Consider the following 26,046-nt stretch of genomic DNA (forward strand, 5'->3'; position numbering starts at 1 on the left):
TCTCGCCCGCCTGGACCTTGCGGACGCCGCACCTCACAAGGGCGCGAGGCTGGTTCGACGGCATACGCTGCGGAAATGGACATCCTCAGTGAAGTCATCGCCGCGGTGCGCACCGGTCGGCCATCGGCGGTGGCCCGAGCTCTCACACAGCCGTGGGGCTTGCGCTGGTATCGCTCCAGCAGTGCTCGCTTTCACGTCGTTCTGCAAGGCTCGGCCGAGCTGATGCCGGGCGCTGCAGGGGCGGGAGGCCAGGCACCGGGGGATGCTTCGCTCCTGACGCTGGCGCCGGGCGACATCGTGCTCCTGCCTCATGGTCAGGAGCACGCTCTGGCCGGTGACGGCGGTATGGAATGGCGGGACGTCATGCCTGTGCCCGACGGCGTGGAGCCGCACTGGCCGCCCACCACGTGGCACACGGACGGAATCGACGCGGTGATCATGACGGGCACCATTCCACTCGACCTGTCCCGCGCGCACCCTCTGTTCGCCCAGTTGCCGCCGGTGATTCATCTGCGGCGAGATCTCGGGGTCCCCCGGTCCCTGGGAGCGGCCGTAGAGCTGCTCGCCATCGAACTGGAGGAGGCGGAGATCGGATGGGACACGATCGTCGCCGGACTCCTGGACACTGTCCTGCTGTACATACTGCGTGCCTGGTGGCTGCGGGAACGGCCCGGCAGCGAGTTGGACCGCGGCTGGGCGGCGGCGTTGCGCGACCCGGCCGTGGGTGCGGCGCTGCAGGCCATTCACAGGCAGCCGGCACTCTCCTGGACCGTGGAGAAACTGGCGGCCGAAAGCGGACTGTCCCGCGCTGTCTTCGCCCAGCGCTTCACCACGATGGTGGGCTCGCCTCCGGTCGCCTACCTGACCTGGTGGCGGATGACACAAGCCGGACGCCTGCTGCTCCAGGACCACGCCCCACTGCAGACGATCGCCGAGCGCGTCGGGTACGCGTCGGAGTTCGCGTTCGCCAGGGCCTTCAAACGGGATTACGGGATAGCGCCTGGTCTGTACCGCGCGAGAGGCCGTCAACTCATCTGACCTTCCCGCACGTGCGACGTAGAGCGGCGCCAAGACGAACTGCTATGCAGACAAGATCCTGGACCATGGATCGTTCTGTCCCGGGTGCCTAGCCTCCTGTGTATGACCAAGTTTTCCACCCGTACTGTGCTTTTCGACCGGACCGGCGGACCCGAGGTGCTCCGCATCGAGGCATTGGAGCCTCCTGTGGCCGGCAGGGGAGAGGTGCTCATCCGCGTCGAGGCGGTGGGCCTCAGCCGTGCCGACGTCCTGTTCCGTTCGGGCATGTTCTATGAACAGCCCACGTTGCCCGGTTCCCGGCTCGGACTGGAAGCAGCCGGTGTCGTCGAAGCGGTCGGTGAGGATGTCACTGAATTCGCGGTCGGCGATCCGGTGTTCACCGGACCGGGCATCCAGATCAGTGCCCAGGGGGTCTTCGCCGATCGCGTCGCCCTGCCTGTCGCCGCGGTGATCGCACGGCCCGATACGGTCGACGCGACGACAGCGGCGGCCGCCTGGTTCAACTACTCCACGGCATACGGGGGACTGCTTGAGTCGGGCGGATTGCGCTCGGGCGACCATGTGCTGATCACGGCAGCCTCCGGAGGGGTCGGCTCCGCCGCGATCCAGATCGCCCGCCGCACGGGGGCCTTCCCCATCGCGGTCACCCGGACCGAAGGCAAGCGGCGGCTGCTTCTGGAGGCCGGTGCGGCCGAGGTGATCGTCTCGGAGACGCAGGACGTGGTCGAGGAGGCGCGGCGGATCACCGGCGGGAACGGAGTGGAACTGGTCTTCGACGCCGTGGGTGGTCCTGGACTCGCCGACGTGGCCAGGGCTGCCGTCCTGGGTGGCACGGTCGTCGCCTATGGGTTCCTCGACACCCGCCCCATGCTGATGCCCGTGAACTGGCCGTTGACTGTACGTGGCCATGCCAACACGGTGCTCAACAGCACCCCGGAGGGGCGACGCAGGGTCAACCGGTTCCTGGCGGCGGGCCTGGGCGACGGTTCACTCCGGCCGGTGATCGGCAAGGTTTTCAAGGGACTGGACCGGATCCAGGACGCCTTCCGGGAACTTGAGTCGAACACGGTATCCGGGAAGATTGTCGTCACACTCTGAGAGGGCGTCGCGCGAACACCTGTGGGTGCGGGCCCACACCCTCAACAGCGGGTCCCGGAGAACGCCGGGTCCACGTGACCGGTGCGCGCGACCGCCCGGCGGGCCAGGCGCTGTGACGCGAGGCCGATGGCGGCGGCCGGACACGGGAACCTCGCCGTCCGGCGGAGAAGACCCGGGCGCGTGGAGGGCCGGCGGCTCGGGGGATGGTGCTCATCGCTTCAGGGCCGCGTCATTTGGTCGCCCCGAGTTGCTGCGCCCAGGGGGAGTGCCACTGCATGAAGGAAGGCGCAGCCGACTCCGAAATCCTTTGATGATGCATCATCAATATGCCCCATGGTCAACATGCGGATAAAAGGTGATCAGCGTCATAAGGACGGGAACTGGCAGAGGGGTGCCTCTGGCGGGGGCACGCCTTGCGTGCCGTTGCGACTCGTGAGGTGGGCGACGCCGTCCTGGCGCGCCTGCTCCGCAAGTGACCCGCGGCGCCCGCGAGGATCTCGCCGACTCGCTTCCTGCCCCCGTGGGGATCGTGCGGGAGTTCCGTCCGGAGCGTGTGCGGCCATGGCCTTGAGTCGTGTGGGGGTCTCGTGATCTCGGGAAGGGGGTCCGCGGTGGAGGCTTCGTGGTGGCGGACCTCTGGTCGAAGGGTTCGGCCCGTGCGGAGTTCCCGTCAAGCAAGCGGTTGACGCATCATCTATTTTCGCCTAATTTAGATGCTGGTTCAATCATCTTCCTGAGGGGCTGCCGGGCAGGTATCCGCGCAACCCGATAACAGAGGTGTCTGTGAACGTCGCCCTGTGGGCTGTCGCGGCCCCGCTCGCTCTCGTTTTCCTCGCTGCCGGTGCCGTGGAGGTCGCGCAGCCGAAGGAGAAGCTTCTCGCCTTCCCGTCCATGGGCTGGGTCGAGGACTTCCCGTCCGGGCTGATCAAGACGATCGGACTCCTGGAGCTTCTCGCCGCGATCGGCTTGATCCTGCCCGCGGCGGTCAACGTCGCCCCCGATCTGGTTCCGCTGGCCGCGTCCGGTCTGACACTGACCATGTTCGGCGCCACGATCACGCACATCCGACGCGGGGAGGAGCAGTCGGCGGTCGTGGCTGTGGCCCTCCTCGCCATGGCTGTCCTGGTGTCCTGGGGACGGTCCGGGCCGCATGCCTTCTGACGGCGAAGGTGTCTTGCGCTGCGGCCCGTTCAAGACGAACGCCCGCGAAGAGGCCCGGCAGGCCGTCGGTCCGCTTGGTCGTGCCCGCCGCCCAACGTCCGGCACGGCACGATGACGTTCATCGCAGGGCGATGGAGTCGAGTATCGAGGAGAGAAACCCTTATGCGCGTCCGGAGCATCGCCGCGGCCACTTCGACGGCCTTGGCGCTGGTGGCTACCTATGACCTCGTCCAGAAGAAGCACGCGTTGCTCCGGAATTACCCGGTGATCGGGCACGCCCGGTACCTGTTGGAGACGATCGGGCCGGAGCTGCGGCAGTACATCGTGACCTCCAACGACGAGGAGCGTCCGTTCAGTCGTGACCAGCGCACCTGGATCTACGCGTCGGCGAAGGAGGAGAACAACTACTTCGGGTTCGGAACCGACAACGACGTCGAACACATGCAGGGGCACGCGTACCTGAAACAGCGTACGTTCGCGGGAGCGCTGCCGGACGCGCACGACCCGCAGGCTCCACTGCCCTCAGCGAAGGTGCTGGGCGGGCCGCGCGGGCGCGCCAAGGCGTTCCGGCCGGCGAGCGTGGTGAACATCTCGGCGATGAGCTTCGGATCGCTCTCCGGTGCGGCGATCACGGCGCTCAACAAAGGGGCGGCGCTGGCGGGCACGATGCACAACACGGGCGAGGGCGGGCTCTCGCCGTACCACCGCAACGGCGGAGACCTCGTCCTGCAGATCGGCACTTCGTACTTCGGCTGCCGTAACGACGACGGCAGCTTCAACCTCGACAAGCTCAAGGACCTGGTCGCGGGGGCCCCGGTCAAGGCGATAGAGATCAAGCTCTCCCAGGGCGCCAAGCCCGGGCTGGGTGGGATGCTGCCGGGCGCCAAGGTGACCCCGGAGATCGCCGAGATCCGCGGCATCCCGCTCGGCGAGGACTGCGCCTCCCCGTCGCGCCACACCGCCTTCGGCGACGTCGACTCGATGCTCGACTTCGTCGAACTGCTCGCCACCGAGACCGGTCTGCCGGTCGGGATCAAGAGCGCGGTGGGAGAGTTGGACTTCTGGCAGGAACTGGCCACGCTGATGGCGGCTGGAGACCGCGGAGTCGACTTCGTGACCGTCGACGGAGGTGAGGGCGGCACCGGGGCGGCGCCGTTGATGTTCACCGACTCGGTGTCGCTGCCGTTCCGGATGGGCTTCTCCCGGGTCTACGGCACCTTCGCCGAGCTGGGGCTGACCGACGAGCTGACCTTCATCGGCTCGGGCAAGCTCGGCCTGCCCGAGAACGCCGCGGTCGCGTTCGCCCTGGGTGCCGACATGATCAACGTGGGCCGTGAGGCGATGCTGTCGATCGGCTGCATCCAGTCGCAGAAGTGTCACACCGACAGGTGCCCCACCGGTGTCGCCACCCAGAACCCGCGGCTGGCCCGCGGCCTCGACCCGACGTCGAAGGCCACCAGGGCGGCTGTCTACCTGCGTACCCTGCGCAGGGAACTGCTGAAGGTCTCGGCAGCGCTCGGCGTCGCCCACCCGGCACTCGTCACAGCCACCGACATCGAGGTGATGAACGGCGACTACGACGCCCGGACCCTGGCCGGCGTCTACGGTTACAAGGACGGCTGGGGCCAGATCGGCCCGCACCTCGCGGAAGAGATCATCGCGCTGCTCGCCGCCAAGCCGACCTCCGTCCAGGGACCGCTGATCTGACGCGCCGACAGCGTCCGTTACGGCACTCACTTCTTCTTTCCTGGTCAGAGCACACATGTGACATCAGCCGGTTCGTTCACCGTCTCCCCCTGTCCCAAGAACAGCCACACCTAGGTGATCACAAATGACCGAAAAAGTGAGATTCCGGAGCATCGTCGGCCCCGAACTGGCCGGAGTGATCGACCTGCCAGACGGCGAGATCCGAGGCTGGGGAATCTTCGTGCACGGATTCACCCTCGGCAAGGACTCGCCGGCCGCGTCGCGTGTCAGCAAGCAACTGGCACACGAGGGAATCGGAATGCTGCGCTACGACAACCTCGGGATCGGAGACTCCGACGGGGACTGGGGGGACGGTTCCTTCACCGTCAAGGTCCAGGACACGGTCGGTGCGGCCACTCTGATGGCCGAGCGGGGGACTCCGGCAGGCCTGCTGGTGGGGCATTCATGGGGAGGTGCCGCCGCGCTCGCCGCCGCGGCCGAGGCAACAGGAGTCCGCGCGGTCGCCACGATCGGGGCGCCCGTCGACCCCAGCCACGTCGAGAAACAGTACGACGCCGTCATGGACCGCGTTCTCAGTGAAGGCGCGCATGAATGGTTTGTCGGCGGGAGGACCCTGGTCCTGAAGCGCGCCTTCGTCGAAGACGTCCGCAGTGCTCAGCTGCGCGACCGGATAAGCGAGTTGAACCTGCCGCTCCTTGTCCTGCACTCACCCGTCGACACCACCGTCGACATCTCCAACGCCGGCGAGATCTTCAACGAGGCACGACACCCGCGGAGCTTTGTCGCGTTGGAAGGCGCAGACCACTTCCTGACCGTACGCGGGCAAGCGCAGCGGGCCGCCCACATCATCAGCGCCTGGGTCGACCAGTACATCCACGGGGAACGGCCTGGAGGCAAGGCATCTGGGAGCATCGTGAACTCCTGACGTTGCCGCCGTCATGTCGTCAAGGTGAGGCAGGTTTCGGCGAGGCATCCGTTGATGAGGTGATCAGGCGGACGGCGGGTCCGAGGAAGGCTTCGTGGATGTCGTCGCGTCGTTCCCTGCGGGTACGCAGGCGGCGGAAACCATGCAGCCAGGAGATGGTCCGCTCGACGACCCGCTCGACGGCCCAGCGGAAAGTGCCGGACCGGTACCGTGCGGTTGTCCCTGCTCGGCGGTCGCGGGCCGGATGCCGCACAAGGCCTGCCGGTCGGGCACCCTCGGCCGCCCCTTCACCGGCTTTGGCGCCGGCTCGGGCAACAACGGCCCGGCCTGCGACCGCGGTTCGTCCGACACGATCCACGGCTGTGACTGGTGCTTCCCCATGCCCAGCCAGGACCCCGCGGGCCTGGCGCGCGCTGACGCACCGCCCGACTGCATCGGCCACGCAGTCGCCCGGAGCACGCCACCAGCTGTCGGCCAGGCGGCCGCCTGCGACGTCCGCGGCGACCCCGCCCGTGCCGTCCGGCCCGTGCCGGACGTCGGTGCACGCGGGTGCCGGCCGCCATGTCCGGGCGCTGCACTCGCGGCGCTTCAGTCGGCCGTCCCGCTCGGCGGCGTCTCCATGGCCTCTGCCGCGGCCCGTAGGAGGGTCTCGCGGAACCACCGATGGCCCGGGTCGTTGGTTTCGCTCGAATCCCAGAAGAGCGACAGCAGGTGCTCGTTTCTGTTGAGGGGACTGGGTAGCACCCGGACCCCCGGGAGGTCCGGGAGGTGTGGTGTCAGCCGCTTCGGGATGAAGGCGATCCGGTTGGTGCCGGCCACCAGAGAGGGGGCCGCCAGGAAGCTGTCCACGGAGACCTCGATGTGCGGCTCCATGCCGAGGGCGCGCAGCTGCCGTACGGGGGGTGCACTCGTTCTGAGCGACGGTCCGAATGTTGAGACCCATGGCAGGTTCGCCATGTGGTCGACGGTCACCGCGTCCCCGACCGGCGCTTCGCTGCCGACGACGCAGACCCAGGAGTCGTGCAGCAGTCGGATGCTGGGGTAGCCACGGACGTAGTCCGGCGGCAGGATCACGCCGTCCGACGAACGCAGGAGGTCCGCGAGGTCGGCGTCATCCCGGTCGTCCCGTCGGTTCAGATGCTGGAAACCCAGTCGAACGCCCGGCGCCTCGCTCCGGGTCAGGGGAACCAGCGGGCCGCTCAGGATGGTCAGGGAGTAGTCGGACAACGCCAGGACGAACTCCCGCGTGCTGGTCGCGGGATCGAAGGGGTCCTCGAATACCCGTTCCAATGCGTCAAATGCCTGATCGGTTCGCTCCAGCAGGCCCTGTGCGAGCGGGGTGAGTTCGTACTCCCTGCCCACACGTACCAGGAGGTCGTCACCGAAGCGCCGTCGCAATCGGGCGAGTGCGTTGCTGGTGGCCGACTGGGTCAGACCGATGTCCTCGCCGGCGCGGGTGACGTTGCGTGCGCGCAGCAGTGCGCGCAGCACCGGCAGCGACACCAGGTCCTGGCTGCTGATGGTCGTGCGTGGCTGGGGAGTGGCCGAGTACACCCTCTCGGGTCTGGCCGGGGAACCTGCTCGGGGATGCCCTCGCTCCATCGTGCTCCGCTCCATTCTTTGCCGCGGGGGCATTCACGCCGGTGATGATGCTGCCCTCATTACGTGACCATAACGGCACTCCGGAGCGAATGGCACCCGCCAGGCATTGATCATTTCCATGCTTGCGATACCAAGCGGACACTTGGCCGTAACGCGCGTGACCCTCACCATGAAGGGGACACCGCAGTCCTGGTCGGCCCCGTCGGGGTGAGACGGCAGCGCGGTGTGCCCCTGCCTGCGCGTGCCATCTGACCGCGCGCAATCGACCTGACGACATCACGGCGTCTCAGATGCCGTGATGAGAGACGAGGCGAGCATGTCCACCGTCGTCCAGGTGTTGTGCGTACCGCACGACCCGACCCTGCCCAGGGCCTTGGCCCGCGGCGCTGAGGCGCCGGAGCCGTTGCGGCGGGTGGCCGGCCACTTCGACGCCCTGCGGGCCCGTCTCGCAGAGGCGCGCCCCGATGTGCTCGTCGTGGTGTCCGGAGACCACTTCAACCAGTGGTTCTACAACAACATGCCCACCTTCTCGATCGGCAAGGCGGTGCGGGCGAGCGGCCCGTTCCCGCATGAGCTGGAGTTGTTCGGTGTCGACTCCTACGACACCGCCCTTGAGGGGGACGTGGCCCGTCACCTGCTGCGTCAGGGGCTCCGGCGGGGCATCGACTTCTCCTACAGCGACGACTTCACGCTCGACCACGGGTTCACGGTGCCGCTGGGCTTCCTGCGGCCCGAGCAGGACCTCCCCGTCGTACCGATCTTCACCAACGTCATGGCGCCGCCGGTGCCGCCGGGCCGGCGCTTCTACGACCTCGGCGCGGCGGTCGTGGAGATGATCGAGGCCCACCCGGCCGACCTGCGAGTGGCGGTCATCGCCAGCGGACATCTGTCCAACGCCATCGGCTCCCCGCAGATGGCGGCGTTCACACAGCAGCCGGATCATCCGTGGGACCTGAGCGTGTGGGACCGGATCACCCGGGGAGACACCGAGAGCCTGGTCGCCGAGAGCACGTACGAGAAGCTGACCGCCGTGGGAAGCGGCACACCCGGCTTCCTCGACTACGTCTTCGCGCTGGGAGCGGTCGGCGGCAGCGCGCCCGACTACGCCGAGAAGGTCGCCAGCACCGTTGCCCCGTCCACCGGATTCCTGGCGTGGGACACCGTCCCGGCGCGCACCGCGGCGGTGGTCCGATGAGCCGGTACGCGACCAGCCACCTGATGTGGGAGGTCACCCGTGACGGCGAACTCGCCGAGCGGTTCCGGACCGACCCCGACGCCGTCCTGGACGGCCGGGATCTGACCGAGCAGGAGCGCACGGCACTGGCCGAGGCCGACGTCCGCGCGCTGTTCGAGTTCGGTATTCACCCCTTTGTTCTCTACCACTTCGCCCTGCGCCTGGCCGGCAGCTTCAGCATGCCGTTCGTCCAGCAGTACATCGGCCGCCTGCAGGGCCTGACCATCGGAGACCTTGAGACATGAGCACCGAGACATCCGGCACGGCCCGGCCCGCCGCCGAGCTCGACCCCGCGACCGGCCTGCGCAGTGGCACCTTCGCGCTCGGCACCTTCGAACAGGAGGGCCGCGCCTTCCCCGCCCTGGTGCACCCCGACGGATCGGTGGTCGACCTGTCGGACCGGTTCCGGGACCTGCACGAGGTCTTCGACGACTGGGAGCGCAACTTCGCCGTGCTGGGCGACGTCGCCGCCGCCCCGGCAGGCACGACGTTGCGGCTGGAGGACCTCCGCCCGCTGCCGCCGCTGAGCCACCCGAACCTGCTGATGTCGGGCGCGAACTACAAGACGCACGTCGCGCAGATGCTGACGAAGAACAAGTTCAACCAGCACAACCGGCGCCCGGGGGAGAGCGACGAGGACTTCTTCGCCCGCAACTACGCGATGATGGAGCAGCGTGCGCGAGAGGGCACACCCTTCGTCTGGGCGGGCCTCCACTCGTCGCTGGCCGGCGCGCACGACGACGTCGTCCTGCCGGTGCTGGGCGAGCAGCCGGACTGGGAGCTGGAACTCGGCGTCGTCCTCGGCGGAACCGGCCGCCTCCTGACGCCGGACGAGGCGCAGGGGCTGATCGCCGGATACACGATCGTCAACGACCTCGGCTCCCCCGACATCTTCCGCCGCACGGACATCCCGTGGGACTACGACTGGATCAGCAAGCACCAGCCGACGTTCAAGCCGGCCGGCCCCTTCATCGTCCCGGCGCAGTTCGTCGACATCGACGACACCATGCGGATCAAACTGTCGGTCAACGGCCAGGTCAGGCAGGACTGGGCCGTCGACGACTTCGTCTTCGGTCCCGCACAGGTCATCACCTACGCCTCCGAGCGGGTCCGACTGACGCCCGGCGACGTCGTCTGCATGGGCTCCCCGCCCGGAAACGGCGCCCACCACGGGCGCTTCCTGCAGGACGGTGACATCATCGACGCCGAGATCACCGGCCTCGGCCGCCAGCGCAACCTGTGCGTCGACGAGGACCCGGGCGGCCGCAAGCCCCACTTCGGCCTCTGGAAGAACAGGTGACCGAGAACGGCGCCCGCACCGTCGACGTGCACGCACACGCCGTGGTGCCGGCCGCGGAGGCCCTCCTGGGTCGGTATCCGGGCCTGGCGGACGAGCGGCAGCGGGACGCCCGGTGGTTCGGGGCTGCCGCCACCGAGGTGAACCGCGACCAGCTGTCGCAGCTCGGGCCCCTGCTCACCGACGTGGACCGCCGGCTGGAGGCGATGGACGCCGCCCGGGTCGACGTCCAGCTCGTCGCCCCCATGCCGTCGTCGCACGAGTGGACCGACGCCGACCTGGCCGACGACTACGTCGTCGCCACGAACCAGGGCATCGCCGCCCTCACGGGTGTCCGCCCGGACCGGCTGATCGGCGTCGGCACGGTCGCTCTGCACCATCCCGATCTCGCCGTTCACCAGTTGGAGCAGTGCGTCAAGGAGCTGGGGCTGCGTGGAGTGCAGATCAGCAGCCGCGCGGGGGAGCACGAGCTCGACGCCCCGGCTCTCGCCGGCTTCTGGACCCGTGCCGAGGAGCTGGGCGCCCTGGTGGTCATCCACCCCTGGGGCTGCAGCCTCGGAGAACGGCTGGCCGACTACTACCTCGCCAACACGGTGGGCAACCCGGTCGAGACCGCGGTGGCGCTCTCCCGCCTCATCTTCTCCGGGCTGCTCGACCGGCATCCCGGCCTCGACATCGTCTCGGTGCACGGCGGCGGATACCTGCCCACCTACCTGGGCCGGTCCGACCATGCCTGGCATGCGCGGCCCGACGCGCACACCTGCGCCCATCCGCCCAGTTCCTACCTGCGGCGTCTGTGGTTCGACTCGCTCGTGTACACGCCGGCCGGGTTGCGCGCACTGGTCGACGCGGTCGGAGGCGACCGGGTACTGCTCGGCAGCGACTACCCGTTCGACATGGGAGTGCTCGACCCTCTCGACCGGCTGGAGGCCGCCGGTCTCGACACGACTGACGCCGTGGCCATCGCAGGGGGAAACGCCTCCCGGCTGCTGCAGCGAACCGACACCGAACCGGCGACCGCGTAGCCGGCGCTCGCCGTCTCGGCGCGGGTCCACTCCCCGGCGATGCCCCGGTCCGTCTTTCCCGCCGATCCATTCCACCGGTCCCACGAACAGGAAACGTCCATGCCCACCATCAACAACGCACTGATCGTCGGCGGCGGCATCGCCGGCCTGACGGCGGCGACCGCCCTGGGCCGCCAGGGCGTCTCCTGCGAGGTACTCGAACTGCACGGCGAGCCGGCCGGCGCGGCCATCACGATCCAGAACCGTGCCATCGACGCCCTGGCCGAACTGGGGCTGTTCGACCAATTCCTCGAATCGGGCCTCGCCCGTACCCAGCAGGACATGTTCCGCCACTTCGACACGGCGGGGAACCTCGTACCGACAGCGCCCATGCCGCCCGCGCCGGACTCCGGGCTGCCCCAGGCCGTGGTCATCCGTCGCACCGCCCTCGCGCGGGTGCTGCGCGAGGGCGCCGAGGCGGCCGGGGCCGTGGTGCGGACCGGCATGAGCATCACCGGCCTGACCCAGCACCCCGACTCGGTGACGGCGACACTCACGGACGGATCCGAGCGCACCTACGACCTGGTGATCGGCGCGGACGGCATCCGCTCGGTGACCCGGAACCTGGTGTTCGGCGACGCGGTCGTCCCCCAGTACACGGGCACGACGATGTTCCGCTGGGTCGTCGATGACGTCCCGGACGTCGGCCAACTCGGCTTTTACCACTCCGGAGTCATCCTGAACGTGACGGCGCGGCTCCGGGACGGCAGTATCTACCTCGCCACCGGCCGGGAGTACCCGACCAAGCCCGGCCGTTTCACGCCCGAAGCGGCCCGTCGCGTCATCGCGGAACACCTTGAGGCCTTCTCCGCGCCACTCCTCAGGGCGATGCGGGAGCGCCTCACCGAGGACGCGCGGATCATCGTCAACGACTACGACTGGCTGCTGGCTCCCGACCCCTGGTACCGGGGGCGGGTCCTGATCATCGGGGACGCGGCGCACGCCACCACGGCCCTCCTCGCCTCGGGCGGTGGGATGGCCATCGAGGACGCGGCCGTGCTCGGCCAGGAGTTCGGTGCCGACGGAACCGTGGAGGAAGCTCTGAAGCGGTTCATGAAGCGGCGCTTCGACCGCGCCCGCTTCGTCGTCGAGACGAGCATCGAACTCAGCGACATGCTCATGCGCGGCGCCCCCACGGCGGAGATGAACGATCTGCGGGGCCGTGCCCTCGTCTCCCTGAAGTCCCCCTACTGACAGCCGCCTGTCCCCGACCCGCAGGACCGTCGGCCCGAGGACGACCACCGGTGATCGAGTCAGGCGCCCTTGCGCTCACACCATCACCGGTGCGACGCCCTTGCCCTGCTCGCCAACGCGCCGCGCGGCAGGGCCGGCCTGTTGACATCCGCCGTACCCCCAGAGGAGATGAGATGCCTGAATCCCACCGGGCCGCGCCCGTCCGGGCCGAACTCGACCGCACCGACCCAGAAGGAGCCATCGCCGCCGCCGCCAAGCGCCTGTCCAACTCGGGCCGGTGGGGTGCCGACGACATTCTCGGCACGCTGAACTTCCTCACCGAGGACAAGCGCCGGGAAGGCGCCGCCCTTGTCCGTCGGGGAGTCAGCTTCTCGCTGTCGCAGCAGTTCAACGCCGAGGGCCCGCAGAAGGGCTGGCGGCGGCGGATGAACCCCGTGCACACGATGCTCGACACCGGCCTGGACGCCGAGCGCGGCATCCAGGGGTTCCCGCACGGCCATGGCGGCGCCGACGACATGATCACCATGCCGCTGCAGGCATCCACGCAGTGGGACGGTCTCGGCCACATCTTCGACCACGGCACGGCGTACAACGGCCGTCGCGCCGGCGACATCGTCAGCAGCCACGGAGACCGGGTCACCGGCATCGAGACGGTCGCCGACCGGATCGCCGGCCGCGGCGTCCTGCTCGACGTCGGCCGCGCGCTCGGGCACGAACACGGCACCGACGGCGAACTGCCGGACGGCTTCGCCATCACCGCCGAGCACCTGGCGGCCACGATCGCCGCCCAGGGCGAGACGGCCCGGGTGCGGCGCGGCGACCTGGTGTGCGTGCGCACCGGACACCTCAGCCGCGCCCGGCGGTCGCTGGCGGCCGGCACCGGCTGGGGCGACTACGCGGGCGGCCCGGCACCCGGCCTGTCCTTCACCACCGCCGACTGGCTGCACGACAGCGAGATCGCCGGAATCGCCACCGACACCTGGGGCGTCGAGGTGCGACCGAACGAGTTCGACATCGCCTTCCAGCCGCTGCACCAGGTGGTCATCCCGCACATCGGCCTGTTCCTCGGCGAGATGTGGGACCTCGACGCGCTCGCGGCCGACTGCGCCGCCGACGGCGTCTGGGAGTTCTTCCTGGCCGCGGCCCCGCTGCCCGTGACCGGCGCCGTCGGCGCACCGGTCAATCCACTCGCGATCAAGTAACACGAAAAGAGGATCCACATCATGCGGTTCGCCACCTGGGAGGAAAACGGCACCGTCGCCGCCGGCGTCGTCGGCGAACACGGGCTGCACGCCCTGCCGCCGGAGCTGACAGTGCTGGACCTGGTCCGCGCCGGTCTGCCGGCCGCGCTGGAGGCGGGGACTGCGGCGCTGTCGACACCACCCGTCCCGCTCAGCAGCGTGCGGTTGCTGCCGCCGCTCACCCCGCCGACGATCCGGGACTTCTGTGCGTTCGAAGAACACGTCGAGGGCATGATGCAGGGGACTACCGGCAAGCCCGACGTCGTCGCCGAGTGGTTCGAGGCCCCGACGTTCTACTTCACCAACCCCTACGCCGCCGTCGGCCCGTACGACGACGTGCCGACGCCGTCGGGGACGGAGCGGCTCGACTACGAGCTGGAGGTCGCCGTCGTCGTCGGAGCCGACGGCGCCTCGCTCACCCCGGAGCAGGCCCCCGACCACATCTTCGGGTACACCGTGCTCAACGACTGGTCGGCCCGCGACCTCCAGGCCCGGGAGATGAAGGTCACCCTCGGGCCCGCCAAGGGCAAGGACTTCGCGACCACCCTGGGACCGTGGCTGGTCACCGCCGACGAACTCGAGCCCTACCGGGACGCCGAGGGCTTCCTCGCGCTCAACATGCGGGTCTCGGTCAACGGGGAGCTGACCGGCGAAGACCTGCTGTCCAACATGGGCTGGACGTTCGAGGAACTCCTCTCCTACGCCTCCCGTAACACCTGGGTGCGCGCCGGCGACCTGCTCGGGTCGGGCACCACGGGCAACGGCGGCTGCCTGGCCGAGCTGTGGGGGCGCAACGGCGAGCTGTCTCCGCCGCCGTTGCGGCCCGGTGACGTGGTGGAGCTGACCGTCGAGGGCATCGGCACCGTCCGCAACCAGGTCGTGGCCGGCGCCGAACTGCCGCCCGTCCGTCCGGCCCGGCCGCGGCCCCGGATCAGGGAGCGCACGTCGTGAGCGGGCGGGTCGCGGGCAAGGTCGTCGTCGTGACCGGCGCGGGGCGTGGACAGGGTGCCGCCGAGGCCCGGCTGCTGGCCGCCGAGGGCGCCACCGTGGTCGGCTGCGACGTCACACCGGAGCCGGCCGAGGACCTCGGCGGCGCGGAGTACCGGCAACTCGACGTCACCGACGCCGAGGGCTGGGCCGCGCTCGCCGGCGACCTGCGCGGCCGCTTCGGGCGGGCCGACGGGCTGGTCGCCAACGCCGGCATCACGTGGCGCGCGCGGCTGGACGACCTGGACCCGGCCGACCTGGCCCGGGTCTCGGAGGTGAACGTGACCGGGGCGCTGCTCGGCATCCAGGCGCTCATCCCCCTGATGAGCGATGGCGGCTCGATCGTGGTGGTCGGCTCGGTGGCCGCTCTGACCGGGCACTACCCGGTGGCCTACACGGCGAGCAAGTGGGCCCTGCGCGGACTGGCGAAGGCCGCCAGCATGGAGCTGGGACCCCGGGGCATCCGCGTCAACACCGTGCATCCCGGATACATCGAGACGCCGATGACCGCCTCGGCGGCACCGGCGTTCCGCGACGCGAGCGTGGCCGAGACCCCGCTGGGCCGCACCGGCACCGTCGAGGAGGTCGCCCCGCTGGTCGCCTTCCTCCTCAGCGACGAGGCCTCGTTCATCACCGGCGCCGAGATCCCGGTCGACGGCGGGATGACCGCCCACGGCGGCGCGAAGTCCCTCAGCGACGCCCTGCGCGCGGTCTCCTCGTGAATGAGCCGCCGCCTGACCGGCAGCAGCACTGATCACCAGAGCCGCTGGTCCGCACGGGCTACGGGTCACGCCACGGGCGACGTCACGTCGGCCGGGATCTGGACCGCTGACAGGCGGTGCCCGCTTCGCAACGGGCACCGCCTGTACACGGCTGACCTCCGCCGAGGCGCACCCGTTCCTGCCCCACGTCATCGCTCTTCGCTCGGCGGGCACGCGGAGCATCCCGTTCGCCGCGCCTACATGCCGCGCATGAAAGAACTCGGGGCCGGGTCGGTGCCATCACGACCTGACGGCCCGCAGAGGACAACCCTGTCGCACGGCACCAAGGACGTGCACGAGGCCACCGGCCATCGCCAGGACGCCTTCGGCATCGGCCACCTTCTCCCACCGGGGTCGCGCCTTCCCGGCGTTGCTCCGGGCCGACGGCAGGGTGTGCCGACGTGTTGCTGCCCCCGATCGGCGGCCAGTCCGACTCGGAACTCGAACTGGCCGCAGTGATCGGGGGCTCGGCGTGCTTCCCCTCGCCTGAGGCCGGTCTCACCGCCGGCTGGCACGGTCGCCGACGACGTGGGCTCCATCGACACCGCCCGCCGTGGGTCCGGTCATCGTGCCCGCGGCCTTCGCGGACGTCGAAGAATCCATGCGCATCGTCCTGAGGGGCAACGGCCACGTCATGCAGGACTGGCCCGCCAACGACATGAACTTCGACTTCCCCCGTCTCGGTGTCCACGCCGCAAAACGCCTCCGCTCGCGGCCCGGCGACCTCTCGCTCGGAGATTCCTCCAGGACGGCGACGTGAACGACAGCGAGATCGTCTTCCTGGGGGCTGATGGCCTCGGTCCACCAGGTGTGTCTCATCAGGACACACCCGTAGCCCCTCCGGCCGCGCCCCCGCCCTCCCGCGGTCTTCCTCGACAGCGCCATCCGTGATCACGCCATTCTTGAGGTGCTCCCGATTCCTGTCGCTGCGGACAGCTGCAGCGGGGCGCCGGTCTTCGCCCGGACCTCCTCCTCGGTGACACCCGGGGCGAGTGCCCTCAGACGCAGGCCGTCCGGGCTCACATCGATGGTGGCGAGATCCGTGATGATGCGGTCGACCACGCCGGCAGCGGTCAGCGGCAGCGTGCACTCCTCGACGATCTTCGGGCTTCCGTCCTTCGCGACGTGGTCGGTGAGCACCACGATCCTGCGCGCCCCCACTACGAGGTCCATGGCCCCGCCCATGCCCTTCACGAGGGCACCGGGGATGGTCCAGTTCGCGAGGTCGCCCTTGGCGCTCACCTGCAGCGCGCCCAGGACGGCGATGTCGATGTGGCCGCCGCGGATCATGCCGAAGGACGTCGCGGAGTCGAAGTAGCTCGCACCGGGTTCGACGGTGACCGTCTGCTTGCCCGCGTTGATGACGTCGGCGTCCTCCTCTCCCTCCCAGGGAAACGGGCCGAGGCCGAGGATGCCGTTCTCGCTCTGCAAGGTCACCCAGATCCCGTCGGGGATGTGGTTGGCCACGAGGGTCGGGATGCCGATGCCGAGATTTGCGTAGTCGCCGTCGTTGAGTTCGGCGGCCGCGATCGCGGCCATCTCATCGCGTGTCCGGGGCATGGTCCTCGCTCCTAGGCTTCGACGGTCACGCGGGGGCGGACCGTACGCTGCTCGATTTCCTTGGTGCGCTCGCGCGCGACCACCAGGCGGTTGACGTAGATGCCGGGGGTGGTGACCAGTTCCGGGTCGATGAACCCGTCGCTGAGGTGCTCGGCCTCGGCGACGGTCACCCGCCCGCACGTGGCCACGAGCGGGTTGAAGTTGCGCGCGGCGGCCCGGTAGGTCAGGTTGCCCGCCTCGTCAGCGGTGTGGGCGTGCACGAGTGCGAGGTCGGCGACGATACCCCGCTCCTGGACATGAAGGTGTCCGTCGAACTCGGCGTGCGGCTTGCCCTCGGCGACGGGCGTGCCCACGCCCGCCCTCGTGTAGAAGGCCGGGATACCCGCCCCGCCGGCGCGCATGCGCTCGGCGAGCGTGCCCTGCGGCGAGAACTCCACGTCGAGAACCTTGTCCAGGTACTGACGGGCGAACAGCTTGTTCTCGCCGACGTAGGAAGCGATCACCTTGACCACCTGCCGGTTCTCCAGCAGCAGGCCGAGTCCCTTGCCGTCGACCCCCATGTTGTTGGACACGACGGTCAGCCCCGTGACGCCACTGTCCCGTACCACCTCGATGAGGTCGTACGGGACGCCACTGAGACCGAACCCGCCGACGGCGATCGTCATTCCATCCGTCAGCACTCCGGCCAGGGCCTCTTCCGCAACCGTACGCAGCTTGATCAACTCGCCCACCTCCCATCTGACGCGTTCATTGTCCGAGCGCTACAGTCAACGTCTGTGCATTCTTCCCACGCAAGGAAAAGCGGATTTGAGTAGGGAAACCGGCTGACGAGTGAGCTGTCACCGGATACGGCGTTCACTCAGTGAACGTACGATGAGGGCATGGACACACCCCCAGCAGCTCACCTCGTCGGCAGGATCGGCGCCCTGCTTCGCGCGCTGTCGGGGGTCAACGAGGCCGGCGCCGGCACCGCCCAACTGGCGAGAGCGACGAACCTGCCGAGACCGACCGCGCACCGACTGCTCGTCTCGTTGGCCGAGGAGGGGTTCGTCGACCGCGATCGACGCAGTGGACGCTGGTTCCTCGGCCCCGAGCTGTATCTGCTCGGCGGGGTGGCCGGCATTCGCTACGACATCACCCGCCACGCACGTGAGAGCGTGCACCGGCTCGCTGCCTTGACGGGAGAGAGCGCGTTCTTCTCAGCCCGACGGGGGGACGAGACGGTGTGCCTGCTGCGCGAGGACGGGGACTTCCCGATCCGCTCCTTCGTACTGTACGAGGGCGCGCGCTTCCCGCTAGGTGTCGTATCGGCGGGCCTGGCCGTGTTGTCGTTCCTTGACGACACCGAGATCGACACCTATCTGGCACGCAGCGACCTGGTCGACCGTTGGGGTCCGGCACACGCGCCGGAAGCCGTACGGGAGCGGATCACGCAGACCCGGACCGACGGCTACTCCGTGAACCCCGGACTCGTCGTGGAAGGCAGCTGGGGCATGGCGGCAGCCGTGTTCGACGCCGCCGGGCAGCCCGCCTGGGCGTTGACCGTGACGGGAGTGGAGACCAGGTTCCGCGCCGAACGCAGACCTGAACTCGGCGCACTCCTCCTGCGTGAGGCGCACGCACTCGGTCGCACGCTGAACACCCGCGCGGGTGCCCGCGGCTGACCGCTGCCTGCGATGCAGCGGTGCGGCGGAACCCGGCGGGCGATGTCCCGGCGGAGCCGTACAGGCGGCCGCACTCGCGTCGGGCGGCCGTCTTCGGCGCGCCACCGCGAGGCCACCGATCACCCTGTCGTGTCTTCGGGTGTCAGCTCCCGGGAGAGCTCAAGGCCGCGGCCGGCGACGACCGGCACGGCGGCCGGCCGCCGTGCCGGTCGGCGAGATCAGGGTGACGGCGGCTGCGGTGCGGATGCCGACTCGGCGCTGCGGGCACTTCCGTTGTCCATGACGCTGCCGGGGGAGGGGACCTCGTCCACCACGATCGCGGACGGCGCCTGGCCGACCGCGGCGAGAGGCTGGGCCGGGGTGTCCGCTGCCGGTGCACCAGACGCGACGACCTGGCTCGCTGCCTTCTCGTCATTGCGGCCGCCCAGGCCGAGCACCGCGAGGACGGCGCTGGCAACGGCGAGGATCCCGGTGACGAGGACGGCGGTGTGGACACCGTTCATGAACGCGGTCTGGCTGCCCTCCGTCACGGCCGCCCTGAGCTGTGCGGGCATGGCGCCGGTGACCGGGCTGATCCCCATCGCGACCGCGTCCTTGGCCTCGGTGAGGCGGACCGCGGCCGCGTCCGGCACGCCCGCGTCGGTGAGGGAGCCGGTGAGCGTGGAGCCGACACGGCTGCTGATGATCGACACGAGCACCGAGGTACCGAGCGCGCCGCCGATCTGCAGCGAGGTGGCCTGCAGGCCACCCGCGACACCGCCGTCCTGGACGGGGGCGCTGCCCACGATCGCGTCGGAGGACGCGGACATCACCATGCCGCCACCGAGGCCGAGGGCGACGAACGGCGGCCACATGACGTTGTACGAGGAGTCGGCGCCCCAGGCCAGCATCGTGAACGCCGCGCCGGCCTGCAGCAGCATGCCGAGTGGCATGGTCACACGGGGGCCGAACTTCTCGGTGAGCTTCGCGCCGAGCGGCGAGGCCAGCATGGAGACGAGGCTGAGCGGCAACGTGCGTACGCCGGCTTGGACCGGGGTGAACCCGCGCACGTTCTGCATGTACATCATGACGAAGAAGATCACGCCGAGCAGGATGAAGAAGTTCAGGGCGGTGACGAACGTACCGATCGTCAGCGCCGGGCTGCGGAACAGCCGCATGGGCAGCAGAGGGTGCCCGACGCGCGTCTCGTACCAGCCGAAGAGGACCAGGACGACGACACCTCCTGCGATCGAACCGAGGGTTGCGCTCGAGGTCCAGCCCCACGTTTCGCCCTTGACGACACCCAGAACGACGGCGAGCAGACCGACCGCGAGCAGCAGCACACCGAGAACGTCGAACCTCTCACCCGCGGCCGCCTCGTTCCTGGACTCGGGCAGCACGGCGAGACCGAAGACCAACGCGAAGACTCCGACAGGGGCGTTGATGTAGAAGACCGATTCCCAGTCGACGTGCTCGACGAGCAGCCCGCCGACGATCGGTCCGAGCGCGGTGGAGACCGAGGAGATCATCGCCCAGATGCCGACCGCCATGCCGAACTTCCTCGGCGGGAACACCGCGCGCAGCAGCGCCAGGGTGTTCGGCATGAGCATCGCGCCGAACAGGCCCTGTGCGGCACGGAAGGCGATGACACCTTCGATCGAGCCGACCAGCCCGATCGCGACGGAGGCAGCGGTGAACCCCACGACTCCGACGAGGTAGAGGGTACGGCGGCCCAGGCGGTCGCCGAGCTTGCCACCGAGAATCAGGGTGGCGGCGAGGGCGAGCAAATAGGAGTTGGTGACCCACTGCAGCTCGGCAGTGGTGGCGTCGAGGCCCCGGCCGATCGCGGGGTTGGCGATCGAGACGACGGAACCGTCGAGGCCGACCATGAACAGGCCGAAGGCGACGGCGACCAGCGTCAGCCACGGATTGGCGCGGCGACTGGAGGGGCGCGGGGCGGATGCAGGTGGGCGTGCTGCGGAGACGGGGGAGACAGACATGGGTGAGGTCCTTGGGACATACGGCGCCGTTCGCGGCGCGGAAGTGGTGGGTGGAGAGCACGCCCAGTCCTCGCCGCGGCAGCGAGAAGGGCGCCGAGCGTGCGGGTGCGGAGGGCCCGATCAGACGTCGTGGTCGTGCAGCCGCTCGGCAAGCGCGCGGAGGGCGCCGAGCGCCGAGCCGAGGGCGTCGAGGTCGCCGTCGGTGAGCGTGCGCAACGCGGACGAGAGCCGGTGCGTCGCAACGGTGTCGGCTTCGCTGATCCGCTGACAGGCCTTGGCCGTCACGTGCAGATGGGCCACCCGCTTGTCGGTCTCGTCCTGATGGCGCTCAAGCAGGCCCGCTTCGGTCAGTCGCGTCACGAGTGCGCTGACGTTGTTCGGTTTCATCACCAGTGCGTCGGCCGCCTCGTGGACCGTGGCTCCGTCGTGTTCGGCGACATACCGAAGCAACGCCAGCTGGCGCTCCGGGGGCCTTGGGTAGGGCAGTCGGCTGTCCAAGTACCGCTCAATCGACCGGCTCAGCGCAGGCACATACGCGGCGAGGCCTTGGGCCACACGCTCGGTGCTCCGACTCTGACGAGTCTCGCTGATATCGGACACGTCAACAGATTAGATATGAAGGAACACCTATGTCAACATACTCATTTTCTGTGTGCGCTGATGCGCCGGTAGAGGAAGGCTCCAGCCGAACGTGACTGACGTCGATCAGTCGGCGGACGAGGGACCCGGCGGCCCTTCGCCGGGAGGCTCAGTCCGTGGCAGAGGGGCCCGCTCGGACGACGCTCCAGTCGACTGCGGGGACCCGCACTGCCGCCCGTTAGGCCGCGGTGCTCTCGTCGAGGAGGTCGCGTGCCATCGCGCCGGCTGCCCAGGACGGGTGTGTTCGCGGCCAGGACGCGCCCCTCGCCGGTGATCACCACCGCTTCACCCCCAGGTGCTTGAACGGGGGAGCGGCGCTCTGCTCGAAGGCGGTCACCGGTGGCCGGTCAAGGCCGTGCGCCAGGTCGGAGCGGGCCAGTTCGGCGGCGAAGCGGGCCGCGGTGCCGGAGATGGCGAACCGCTCGTCGCCGAGGTCGCGGAGTGACTGCCTCCAGGCGGCGCTCGAATACACCGACTCGCGGGTGCAGTTCGGCAGGCCGATCAGCGTCTTCCGGCTCACGCAGAAGAAGCCGGCCGACATGGCGGTGTCATGGGGCCGCTCCGCCCTGCTCACCGTCCACTTGGGGTGGCTGAAGGGCCAGGGCCGCATCTGGCCCGAGCAGGTCAGCGTCGGCAAGCTGAACAACGTCCGTGAGGCGCTCGCCATCGCCCGCGAGCGCCGCATGGTCTTCGGCGCCAACGGCATCTCCCTGGAGTGCTCACCGCTGCGACATGCCCTGAGCTGCCCCGGGTGCCACAGGCCGGTGGACCCTGTTCAGGTAGATCCCCGTGCGGCGTCGAGGTCGTCGGCACCGGCCGCGGTCGCAGTCGATCGGTGACCGTGCTCGGCACTGGCGCGCTGTCCGGGACCCGTGATCGGCACGGGGTGACGGGCATGATTCATCTGGCGGGTGTGTTCTTCGGCGACCCGGTGGGGGATGCGCGTGATGCGGCGACCAGGGGTTCTGACCATGGGGTCCAGTTCCCATGGGTGGCCTCGACGGGCTCGATCGGTGACCGCGCGGCCAGCGCGCCGATGGAGTCCTGCTGGGGCCGAGCGCGGACCGAACTCCTCGATCCCCGACACTCGCGGGCCCGGCGACCCGGCCTGGGCCGCGCCCCTCGGACCGGGCACGTGATGCACTCGCTCAGAACCGGTACAGGCTGCCCAAGGGCGGCACGTACCGTCTGGCACCGAGCGGGCGTCGTACACCTGAAGCGTGCATCACCGCTCTCTCTGCCCGGCTGCCTTCCCGGGTCAGGACAGGGGTTCGTCCAGCTTGCTCACGACTCGATCAGAGATCTCGGCCAACATCCGGAGCTCTGCCGGCGTGACATGGTCGAGGAACAGTTCGCGTACCGACTCGACATGGCGCGGGGCGGCGGCCCTGATCGTCGCACGTCCAGCCTCAGTGATCACCACGAAGGCGCTACGCCCGTCTTGAGGACACTCTTCCCGCACGACCAGCCCTCGCCCGGCCATTCTCGCGATGTGATGAGAAGTCCTGCTCTTCTCCCATTCCAGCGCGCGGGCTAGATCTTGATATCGCAGTCTTCCCTCTGGAACATCCGTCAACTGAACCAGTACCGAGAAGTCCGCGGGCGACACGTTGGACTCCGTTTGCAACAGCTGCCCCAAACGGCCCTCGAGCTTCTCGGACAACCGAAGAAAGCCGCGCCACGCGTGCTGCTCATCTGTCGTCAACCACCGCACCGTTTCGTCCATGTCAGAATTGTAAACGTAGTTGATGCTTCATCAAAGTGATGCGGGTTTGCCATTGGCGACATGAGCACTTTGCTGTGCCCTGCCCGTCTGAGGGTTCGCCACGACTCCGAAACACGGATGCCGGGTCGTAGTGGACCCGGCATCCGCAGATAGTGTGATCGGTGGCTCAGGCGGCGGAGGCGCGGAGCGGTGCCAAGGCCCCACTCCAGGCAACGACCTGGTCGATCAGGGTGCCGAGTCCCTGGACGCTGTAGTCGCCGGGCTTGAAGACCCTGAAGTTCTCGAACTCGGTCACCAGCGACAGTGTCACCTGCTGGCGGACGTCGGCCATCTGCAGTTCACCCACGATCAGTCGCAGGTGTTCCACGGCCCGGGCGCCACCGACGCCGCCGTACGACACGAAGCCGACCGCCTTGTTGTTCCACTCGTTGTAGAGGTAGTCGATGGCGTTCTTGAGCACGCCGGAGGTGCTGTGGTTGTACTCCGGGGTGACGAAGACGAATCCGTCGAAGGAAGCGATCTTCTCCGCCCACTTCTTGGTGTGCTCGCCCTGGTACTGGCCCATCGTCGGGGGCAGCGGCTCGTCCAGGTGCGGCAGCGGGAAGTCACGCAGGTCGACGAGCTCGAACTCGGCGTCGCTGCGGGTGGAGGCGATGTCGTAGACCCACTTGGCCACCTGCTCGCCGTTGCGGTTGGGGCGGGTGCTACCGAGAATGATGCCGATCCTGGTCATACAAGTCTTCCTTGTCTGTATTCCTGGTTGGGCTGTCCTGAACGAAGGTTCAGGAAGTGTGGTGAAGGTGCTGGGTGGGGGAGGCGCCGAGGGAGAACGGGACTCCTGGATACGGTTGTGGTGAGCCTGGGCTGTCGTCTGTTCCGCTTCACCCACGTGGCCCGTGTGCCACGAATGGATCTCTTCCGCTCCGGTCGCGGTCAGAAGGAGTGCGGTCCGAATCTCCCGTAGGCCACAAAGACGGACAGGGCGAGGAGGGCCACAGTCACGACGGCTGACTGGGTCTCCCCGCGTCGGCTGTGCATGATCGTGGCGCCGAACATGGTCAGCGCCAGGCCGGACGCGGCCAGCGGAACCAGATTGGGGGCGATGTCCACCGCCGCGGGCAGAATCAGCCCGATCGCGGCGAGAATCTCCAGGAGTCCGATCGTCTTGATCAGCCCGGACGGGAAGTCCTCGGCCCAGCCCATGGACGGAGAAGCGAGGAGCTTTTCCTTCGGCTGGGCGAGCTTTGCGGCGCCGGCGGCCAGGAAAATGAGAGCGAGCAGAGCCGCGACAGTCCACAAAGTGACGTTCACAAGTACCTCTGATGATTGGGTTGTGTGGACGTCCCCCTGGCGGCTCACACAGCAATGATTGATGCATCACCTAAATTAGGGGTGGGTAGAGGATGTGTCAACCATGATGCTGGTGCTGTGCGGCCAGCCGGGTGATGAGTCGTCGGCGGTCGGGTCGTGGTGGCCCGCGTGGTTCAGTGCCTTGACCGGGTGCGCTCCGGGCAGGTGCTCCTGTGCGGTCTCGCTCGATGCGGTGAGTGGGTCGGTGAGGTCTCCGCGCGGATGCCGTCAACCTCCCTGTCGGGGTGGGCGTCGCGCCGCCGACACCTGTCGTTGATGCATCAACCATTGAGGTGTACGGTTGATGCATCAAGAAAGAAGCCCCTCGGAGTGCCGCCGTGAACGTCGTCGCCGTCATCCTCTCGGTCCTCGCCGTCGCGCGAGCGGACTTGCCGAAGCTGGCTGACAAGGGTGCCGTTCCCGCGTCGGTCCGATCGCCCTCGCCGCGGTCTTGCTCTTCCTGACACACCCTGACCCGTCGGTCCAGCCTCTCGCATCCGCCAGGACCCCTCGTCCTGGCCGGGCACCGGGCGGGCCCTCATCGAGAAAGCTCCCTCATGGAATTCGGGATCTTCGGAGTCGGAGACGTCGTCACCGACGCTGTCTCCGGCCGCACCCCCACCGAGAACGAACGTTTCAAGGCGATCACTCGTCTCGCCGTTCATGCCGAGGAGGCCGGCTTCGACGTGTTCGCCCTCGGTGAGCACCACAACAAGCCGTTCCTGTCGAGCAGTACCCCTACGGTCCTCGCTCACATCGCCGCGCTCACCTCGCGCATCACTCTGTCCACGTCGGTGACGCTGATCACCACCAACGACCCGGTCCGCCTGGCCGAGGAGTACGCCACCGTCCAGCACCTCGCCGACGGCCGCCTGGACCTGATGCTCGGCCGCGGCAACACTCCCGAGGTCTACCCCTGGTTCGGCAAGCGCATCGAGGACGGCATCCCCCTCGCGATCGAGAACTACGCCCTGCTGCGCCGGCTGTGGGACGAGGATGTCGTCACCTGGTCCGGGCGCTTCCGCACACCCCTGCGGGAGTTCACGGCCACCCCCCGTCCGCTCGACGGCACCCCGCCCTTTGTCTGGCACGGCTCCATCCGCTCTCCCGAGATCGCCCAGCAGGCAGCCCGCTACGGCGACGGCTTCTTCGTCAACAACCTCTTCATGACGATCGACTACTTCGCCCGCTACGTCGACTACTACCGCACCCTCTACGCCGAGCACGGCCACGGCCGTCCCGAGGACGCCATCGTCGGGGCCGGCGGCGCCTTCTACGTCCGCCGCAACTCCCAGGACGCGCTGCGCGAATACGAGCCCTACTGGCTGAAGGGACCCCAGGGCGACGTCCCGCTCAAGGAGGCCAGCGAGAAGACCGGCCTCACTGTCGGCAGCCCCGCGCAGGTAGTCGACAAGGTCCTAGCCACCCGAGACGCCTTCGGCTCCTTCCAGCGGCAGCTCTTCGGCCTCGACTTCGGCGGTGTGCCCGAAACCACCCTCCACCAGACGATCGACCTCGTCGGCGAAGAAGTCCTCCCTGTCCTGCGCCGCGAGATGGAACCCAGCCCGGCATAACCGGTGATCCGTCCGTCGAACGCCGGCCGCCGGGGCCTGTCACCTGGTGATGATCCCGAGCGCAGGCCCGGCCGGACACGTGCTCTTCCAGGCCGGCACTGTGGCGACGTCGCCACAGTGCCGGCCAAAACGAACGAGCCCTCAAGCACGCCCAGCGCACCTGCACTCTCGGCATCGGCAGCCTGACTATCCAGATCAGCCAGTCACTTCACACCGAGGGCGCCGGTATCACCCGACCGCAGTGG

General features: G+C 68.8%; 25 protein-coding genes and 1 pseudogene. 17 read left to right on the forward strand and 9 right to left on the reverse strand.

Annotated features, from left to right (window positions below; all coding sequences use genetic code 11):
- Positions 1 to 75: 75 nt before the first annotated feature.
- From ACIPSJ_RS40430 to ACIPSJ_RS40450, 5 genes are all read left to right on the forward strand, one after another.
- A complete protein-coding gene (locus ACIPSJ_RS40430; protein ID WP_401353375.1) occupies positions 76 to 1,038 on the forward strand; it encodes an AraC family transcriptional regulator in 963 nt (320 codons plus the stop codon).
- Between the two features lie 102 nt (positions 1,039 to 1,140).
- Entirely contained in the window at positions 1,141 to 2,136 is a 996-nt protein-coding gene (locus ACIPSJ_RS40435) for a zinc-dependent alcohol dehydrogenase family protein (protein ID WP_401353377.1), read from the forward strand.
- 777 nt (positions 2,137 to 2,913) lie between these two features.
- Entirely contained in the window at positions 2,914 to 3,297 is a 384-nt protein-coding gene (locus ACIPSJ_RS40440) for a DoxX family protein (protein WP_401353378.1), read from the forward strand.
- A gap of 162 nt (positions 3,298 to 3,459) precedes the next feature.
- Positions 3,460 to 5,004 carry an FMN-binding glutamate synthase family protein gene (locus ACIPSJ_RS40445; protein WP_401353379.1) on the forward strand — a complete coding sequence of 515 codons (1,545 nt, stop codon included), beginning with the start codon at positions 3,460 to 3,462 and terminating at the stop codon, positions 5,002 to 5,004.
- Between the two features lie 124 nt (positions 5,005 to 5,128).
- Entirely contained in the window at positions 5,129 to 5,929 is an 801-nt protein-coding gene (locus ACIPSJ_RS40450; RefSeq protein ID WP_401353380.1) for an alpha/beta hydrolase family protein, read from the forward strand.
- Between the two features lie 19 nt (positions 5,930 to 5,948).
- Here ACIPSJ_RS40450 and ACIPSJ_RS40455 read toward each other — a convergent pair.
- Both ACIPSJ_RS40455 and ACIPSJ_RS40460 read right to left on the reverse strand, forming a co-directional pair.
- Positions 5,949 to 6,178 (reverse strand): annotated as a pseudogene (locus tag ACIPSJ_RS40455) (hypothetical protein); the annotation flags it as partial.
- 339 nt (positions 6,179 to 6,517) lie between these two features.
- Entirely contained in the window at positions 6,518 to 7,483 is a 966-nt protein-coding gene (locus ACIPSJ_RS40460; protein ID WP_401353381.1) for a LysR family transcriptional regulator, read from the reverse strand.
- Between the two features lie 364 nt (positions 7,484 to 7,847).
- Here ACIPSJ_RS40460 and ACIPSJ_RS40465 point away from each other — a divergent pair, with 364 nt between their 5' ends.
- From ACIPSJ_RS40465 to ACIPSJ_RS40505, 9 genes are all read left to right on the forward strand, one after another.
- Complete coding sequence (locus ACIPSJ_RS40465; protein ID WP_401353383.1) at positions 7,848 to 8,726, forward strand: hypothetical protein; 879 nt, start codon at positions 7,848 to 7,850, stop codon at positions 8,724 to 8,726.
- On the forward strand, positions 8,723 to 9,010 hold the full coding sequence (locus tag ACIPSJ_RS40470) for a hypothetical protein (RefSeq protein WP_401353385.1): 288 nt from the start codon (positions 8,723 to 8,725) through the stop codon (positions 9,008 to 9,010). The genes ACIPSJ_RS40465 and ACIPSJ_RS40470 overlap by 4 nt, the downstream gene beginning before the upstream one ends.
- Positions 9,007 to 10,065 carry a fumarylacetoacetate hydrolase family protein gene (locus ACIPSJ_RS40475; protein ID WP_401353387.1) on the forward strand — a complete coding sequence of 353 codons (1,059 nt, stop codon included), beginning with the start codon at positions 9,007 to 9,009 and terminating at the stop codon, positions 10,063 to 10,065. The genes ACIPSJ_RS40470 and ACIPSJ_RS40475 overlap by 4 nt, the downstream gene beginning before the upstream one ends.
- Positions 10,062 to 11,087, forward strand: a complete 1,026-nt coding sequence (locus ACIPSJ_RS40480) for an amidohydrolase family protein (protein ID WP_401353389.1) — start codon at positions 10,062 to 10,064, stop codon at positions 11,085 to 11,087. The genes ACIPSJ_RS40475 and ACIPSJ_RS40480 overlap by 4 nt, the downstream gene beginning before the upstream one ends.
- A 99-nt stretch (positions 11,088 to 11,186) precedes the next feature.
- Positions 11,187 to 12,320: an FAD-dependent monooxygenase gene (locus ACIPSJ_RS40485; protein ID WP_401353391.1), complete on the forward strand. Its 1,134-nt coding sequence runs from the start codon at positions 11,187 to 11,189 to the stop codon at positions 12,318 to 12,320.
- A gap of 173 nt (positions 12,321 to 12,493) precedes the next feature.
- The gene (locus tag ACIPSJ_RS40490) at positions 12,494 to 13,522 is read left to right on the forward strand and encodes a cyclase family protein (RefSeq protein WP_401353393.1); all 1,029 of its coding nucleotides are present in this window, start codon (positions 12,494 to 12,496) and stop codon (positions 13,520 to 13,522) included.
- Between the two features lie 21 nt (positions 13,523 to 13,543).
- The gene (locus tag ACIPSJ_RS40495) at positions 13,544 to 14,512 is read left to right on the forward strand and encodes a fumarylacetoacetate hydrolase family protein (RefSeq protein ID WP_401353395.1); all 969 of its coding nucleotides are present in this window, start codon (positions 13,544 to 13,546) and stop codon (positions 14,510 to 14,512) included.
- Positions 14,509 to 15,270, forward strand: coding sequence for an SDR family NAD(P)-dependent oxidoreductase (locus ACIPSJ_RS40500; protein WP_401353397.1), 762 nt, complete (start codon positions 14,509 to 14,511; stop codon positions 15,268 to 15,270). The genes ACIPSJ_RS40495 and ACIPSJ_RS40500 overlap by 4 nt, the downstream gene beginning before the upstream one ends.
- Before the next feature lie 592 nt (positions 15,271 to 15,862).
- Positions 15,863 to 16,069 carry a fumarylacetoacetate hydrolase family protein gene (locus ACIPSJ_RS40505; RefSeq protein ID WP_401353399.1) on the forward strand — a complete coding sequence of 69 codons (207 nt, stop codon included), beginning with the start codon at positions 15,863 to 15,865 and terminating at the stop codon, positions 16,067 to 16,069.
- Positions 16,070 to 16,200: 131 nt separating this feature from the next.
- Here ACIPSJ_RS40505 and ACIPSJ_RS40510 read toward each other — a convergent pair whose 3' ends face one another.
- Together ACIPSJ_RS40510 and ACIPSJ_RS40515 are read right to left on the reverse strand one after the other, a co-directional pair.
- Entirely contained in the window at positions 16,201 to 16,869 is a 669-nt protein-coding gene (locus ACIPSJ_RS40510) for a CoA transferase subunit B (protein WP_401353401.1), read from the reverse strand.
- 11 nt (positions 16,870 to 16,880) lie between these two features.
- Positions 16,881 to 17,591, reverse strand: coding sequence for a CoA transferase subunit A (locus ACIPSJ_RS40515; RefSeq protein ID WP_401353403.1), 711 nt, complete (start codon positions 17,589 to 17,591; stop codon positions 16,881 to 16,883).
- Positions 17,592 to 17,750: 159 nt separating this feature from the next.
- Here ACIPSJ_RS40515 and ACIPSJ_RS40520 point away from each other — a divergent pair, with 159 nt between their 5' ends.
- Positions 17,751 to 18,533: an IclR family transcriptional regulator gene (locus tag ACIPSJ_RS40520; RefSeq protein ID WP_401353405.1), complete on the forward strand. Its 783-nt coding sequence runs from the start codon at positions 17,751 to 17,753 to the stop codon at positions 18,531 to 18,533.
- Positions 18,534 to 18,751: 218 nt separating this feature from the next.
- Here the strand turns inward: ACIPSJ_RS40520 and ACIPSJ_RS40525 are convergent, their stop codons facing one another.
- On the reverse strand, positions 18,752 to 20,512 hold the full coding sequence (locus ACIPSJ_RS40525) for an MFS transporter (protein WP_401353407.1): 1,761 nt from the start codon (positions 20,510 to 20,512) through the stop codon (positions 18,752 to 18,754).
- 120 nt (positions 20,513 to 20,632) lie between these two features.
- Positions 20,633 to 21,112, reverse strand: coding sequence for a MarR family winged helix-turn-helix transcriptional regulator (locus ACIPSJ_RS40530; RefSeq protein ID WP_401353409.1), 480 nt, complete (start codon positions 21,110 to 21,112; stop codon positions 20,633 to 20,635).
- A 449-nt stretch (positions 21,113 to 21,561) separates the two neighbouring features.
- On the opposite strand from ACIPSJ_RS40530, the gene ACIPSJ_RS40535 reads away from it, so the two are divergent.
- Positions 21,562 to 21,990: an acyl-CoA dehydrogenase family protein gene (locus ACIPSJ_RS40535; RefSeq protein ID WP_401353411.1), complete on the forward strand. Its 429-nt coding sequence runs from the start codon at positions 21,562 to 21,564 to the stop codon at positions 21,988 to 21,990.
- Between the two features lie 419 nt (positions 21,991 to 22,409).
- On the opposite strand, the gene ACIPSJ_RS40540 is transcribed toward ACIPSJ_RS40535, so the two are convergent.
- From ACIPSJ_RS40540 to ACIPSJ_RS40550, 3 genes are all read right to left on the reverse strand, one after another.
- Positions 22,410 to 22,877: a MarR family winged helix-turn-helix transcriptional regulator gene (locus ACIPSJ_RS40540; RefSeq protein WP_401353413.1), complete on the reverse strand. Its 468-nt coding sequence runs from the start codon at positions 22,875 to 22,877 to the stop codon at positions 22,410 to 22,412.
- A 166-nt stretch (positions 22,878 to 23,043) separates the two neighbouring features.
- Positions 23,044 to 23,610: an NADPH-dependent FMN reductase gene (locus ACIPSJ_RS40545; protein ID WP_401353415.1), complete on the reverse strand. Its 567-nt coding sequence runs from the start codon at positions 23,608 to 23,610 to the stop codon at positions 23,044 to 23,046.
- A 200-nt stretch (positions 23,611 to 23,810) separates the two neighbouring features.
- A complete protein-coding gene (locus ACIPSJ_RS40550) occupies positions 23,811 to 24,236 on the reverse strand; it encodes a DoxX family protein (RefSeq protein ID WP_401353417.1) in 426 nt (141 codons plus the stop codon).
- A gap of 548 nt (positions 24,237 to 24,784) precedes the next feature.
- Here ACIPSJ_RS40550 and ACIPSJ_RS40555 point away from each other — a divergent pair.
- On the forward strand, positions 24,785 to 25,801 hold the full coding sequence (locus ACIPSJ_RS40555) for a CE1758 family FMN-dependent luciferase-like monooxygenase (RefSeq protein ID WP_401353419.1): 1,017 nt from the start codon (positions 24,785 to 24,787) through the stop codon (positions 25,799 to 25,801).
- The last annotated feature ends 245 nt before the right edge of the window (positions 25,802 to 26,046 follow it).

Origin of the sequence: Streptomyces sp. NPDC090088, from assembly GCF_044747345.1 — a bacterium.
Classification (GTDB): domain Bacteria; phylum Actinomycetota; class Actinomycetes; order Streptomycetales; family Streptomycetaceae; genus Streptomyces.

What these genes read in the sequence shown, in the direction of transcription:
- ACIPSJ_RS40470 (WP_401353385.1), top strand. Translation starts at nt 8,723, where the DNA reads ATGAGCCGGTACGCGACCAGCCACCTGATGTGGGAGGTCACCCGTGAC.
- ACIPSJ_RS40465 (WP_401353383.1), top strand. Translation starts at nt 7,848, where the DNA reads ATGTCCACCGTCGTCCAGGTGTTGTGCGTACCGCACGACCCGACCCTG.
- ACIPSJ_RS40475 (WP_401353387.1), top strand. Translation starts at nt 9,007, where the DNA reads ATGAGCACCGAGACATCCGGCACGGCCCGGCCCGCCGCCGAGCTCGAC.
- ACIPSJ_RS40545 (WP_401353415.1), bottom strand. Translation starts at nt 23,610, where the DNA reads ATGACCAGGATCGGCATCATTCTCGGTAGCACCCGCCCCAACCGCAAC.
- ACIPSJ_RS40540 (WP_401353413.1), bottom strand. Translation starts at nt 22,877, where the DNA reads ATGGACGAAACGGTGCGGTGGTTGACGACAGATGAGCAGCACGCGTGG.
- ACIPSJ_RS40445 (WP_401353379.1), top strand. Translation starts at nt 3,460, where the DNA reads ATGCGCGTCCGGAGCATCGCCGCGGCCACTTCGACGGCCTTGGCGCTG.
- ACIPSJ_RS40450 (WP_401353380.1), top strand. Translation starts at nt 5,129, where the DNA reads ATGACCGAAAAAGTGAGATTCCGGAGCATCGTCGGCCCCGAACTGGCC.
- ACIPSJ_RS40510 (WP_401353401.1), bottom strand. Translation starts at nt 16,869, where the DNA reads ATGCCCCGGACACGCGATGAGATGGCCGCGATCGCGGCCGCCGAACTC.
- ACIPSJ_RS40490 (WP_401353393.1), top strand. Translation starts at nt 12,494, where the DNA reads ATGCCTGAATCCCACCGGGCCGCGCCCGTCCGGGCCGAACTCGACCGC.
- ACIPSJ_RS40555 (WP_401353419.1), top strand. Translation starts at nt 24,785, where the DNA reads ATGGAATTCGGGATCTTCGGAGTCGGAGACGTCGTCACCGACGCTGTC.
- ACIPSJ_RS40520 (WP_401353405.1), top strand. Translation starts at nt 17,751, where the DNA reads ATGGACACACCCCCAGCAGCTCACCTCGTCGGCAGGATCGGCGCCCTG.
- ACIPSJ_RS40430 (WP_401353375.1), top strand. Translation starts at nt 76, where the DNA reads ATGGACATCCTCAGTGAAGTCATCGCCGCGGTGCGCACCGGTCGGCCA.
- ACIPSJ_RS40535 (WP_401353411.1), top strand. Translation starts at nt 21,562, where the DNA reads ATGGCGAACCGCTCGTCGCCGAGGTCGCGGAGTGACTGCCTCCAGGCG.
- ACIPSJ_RS40485 (WP_401353391.1), top strand. Translation starts at nt 11,187, where the DNA reads ATGCCCACCATCAACAACGCACTGATCGTCGGCGGCGGCATCGCCGGC.
- ACIPSJ_RS40495 (WP_401353395.1), top strand. Translation starts at nt 13,544, where the DNA reads ATGCGGTTCGCCACCTGGGAGGAAAACGGCACCGTCGCCGCCGGCGTC.
- ACIPSJ_RS40525 (WP_401353407.1), bottom strand. Translation starts at nt 20,512, where the DNA reads ATGTCTGTCTCCCCCGTCTCCGCAGCACGCCCACCTGCATCCGCCCCG.
- ACIPSJ_RS40435 (WP_401353377.1), top strand. Translation starts at nt 1,141, where the DNA reads ATGACCAAGTTTTCCACCCGTACTGTGCTTTTCGACCGGACCGGCGGA.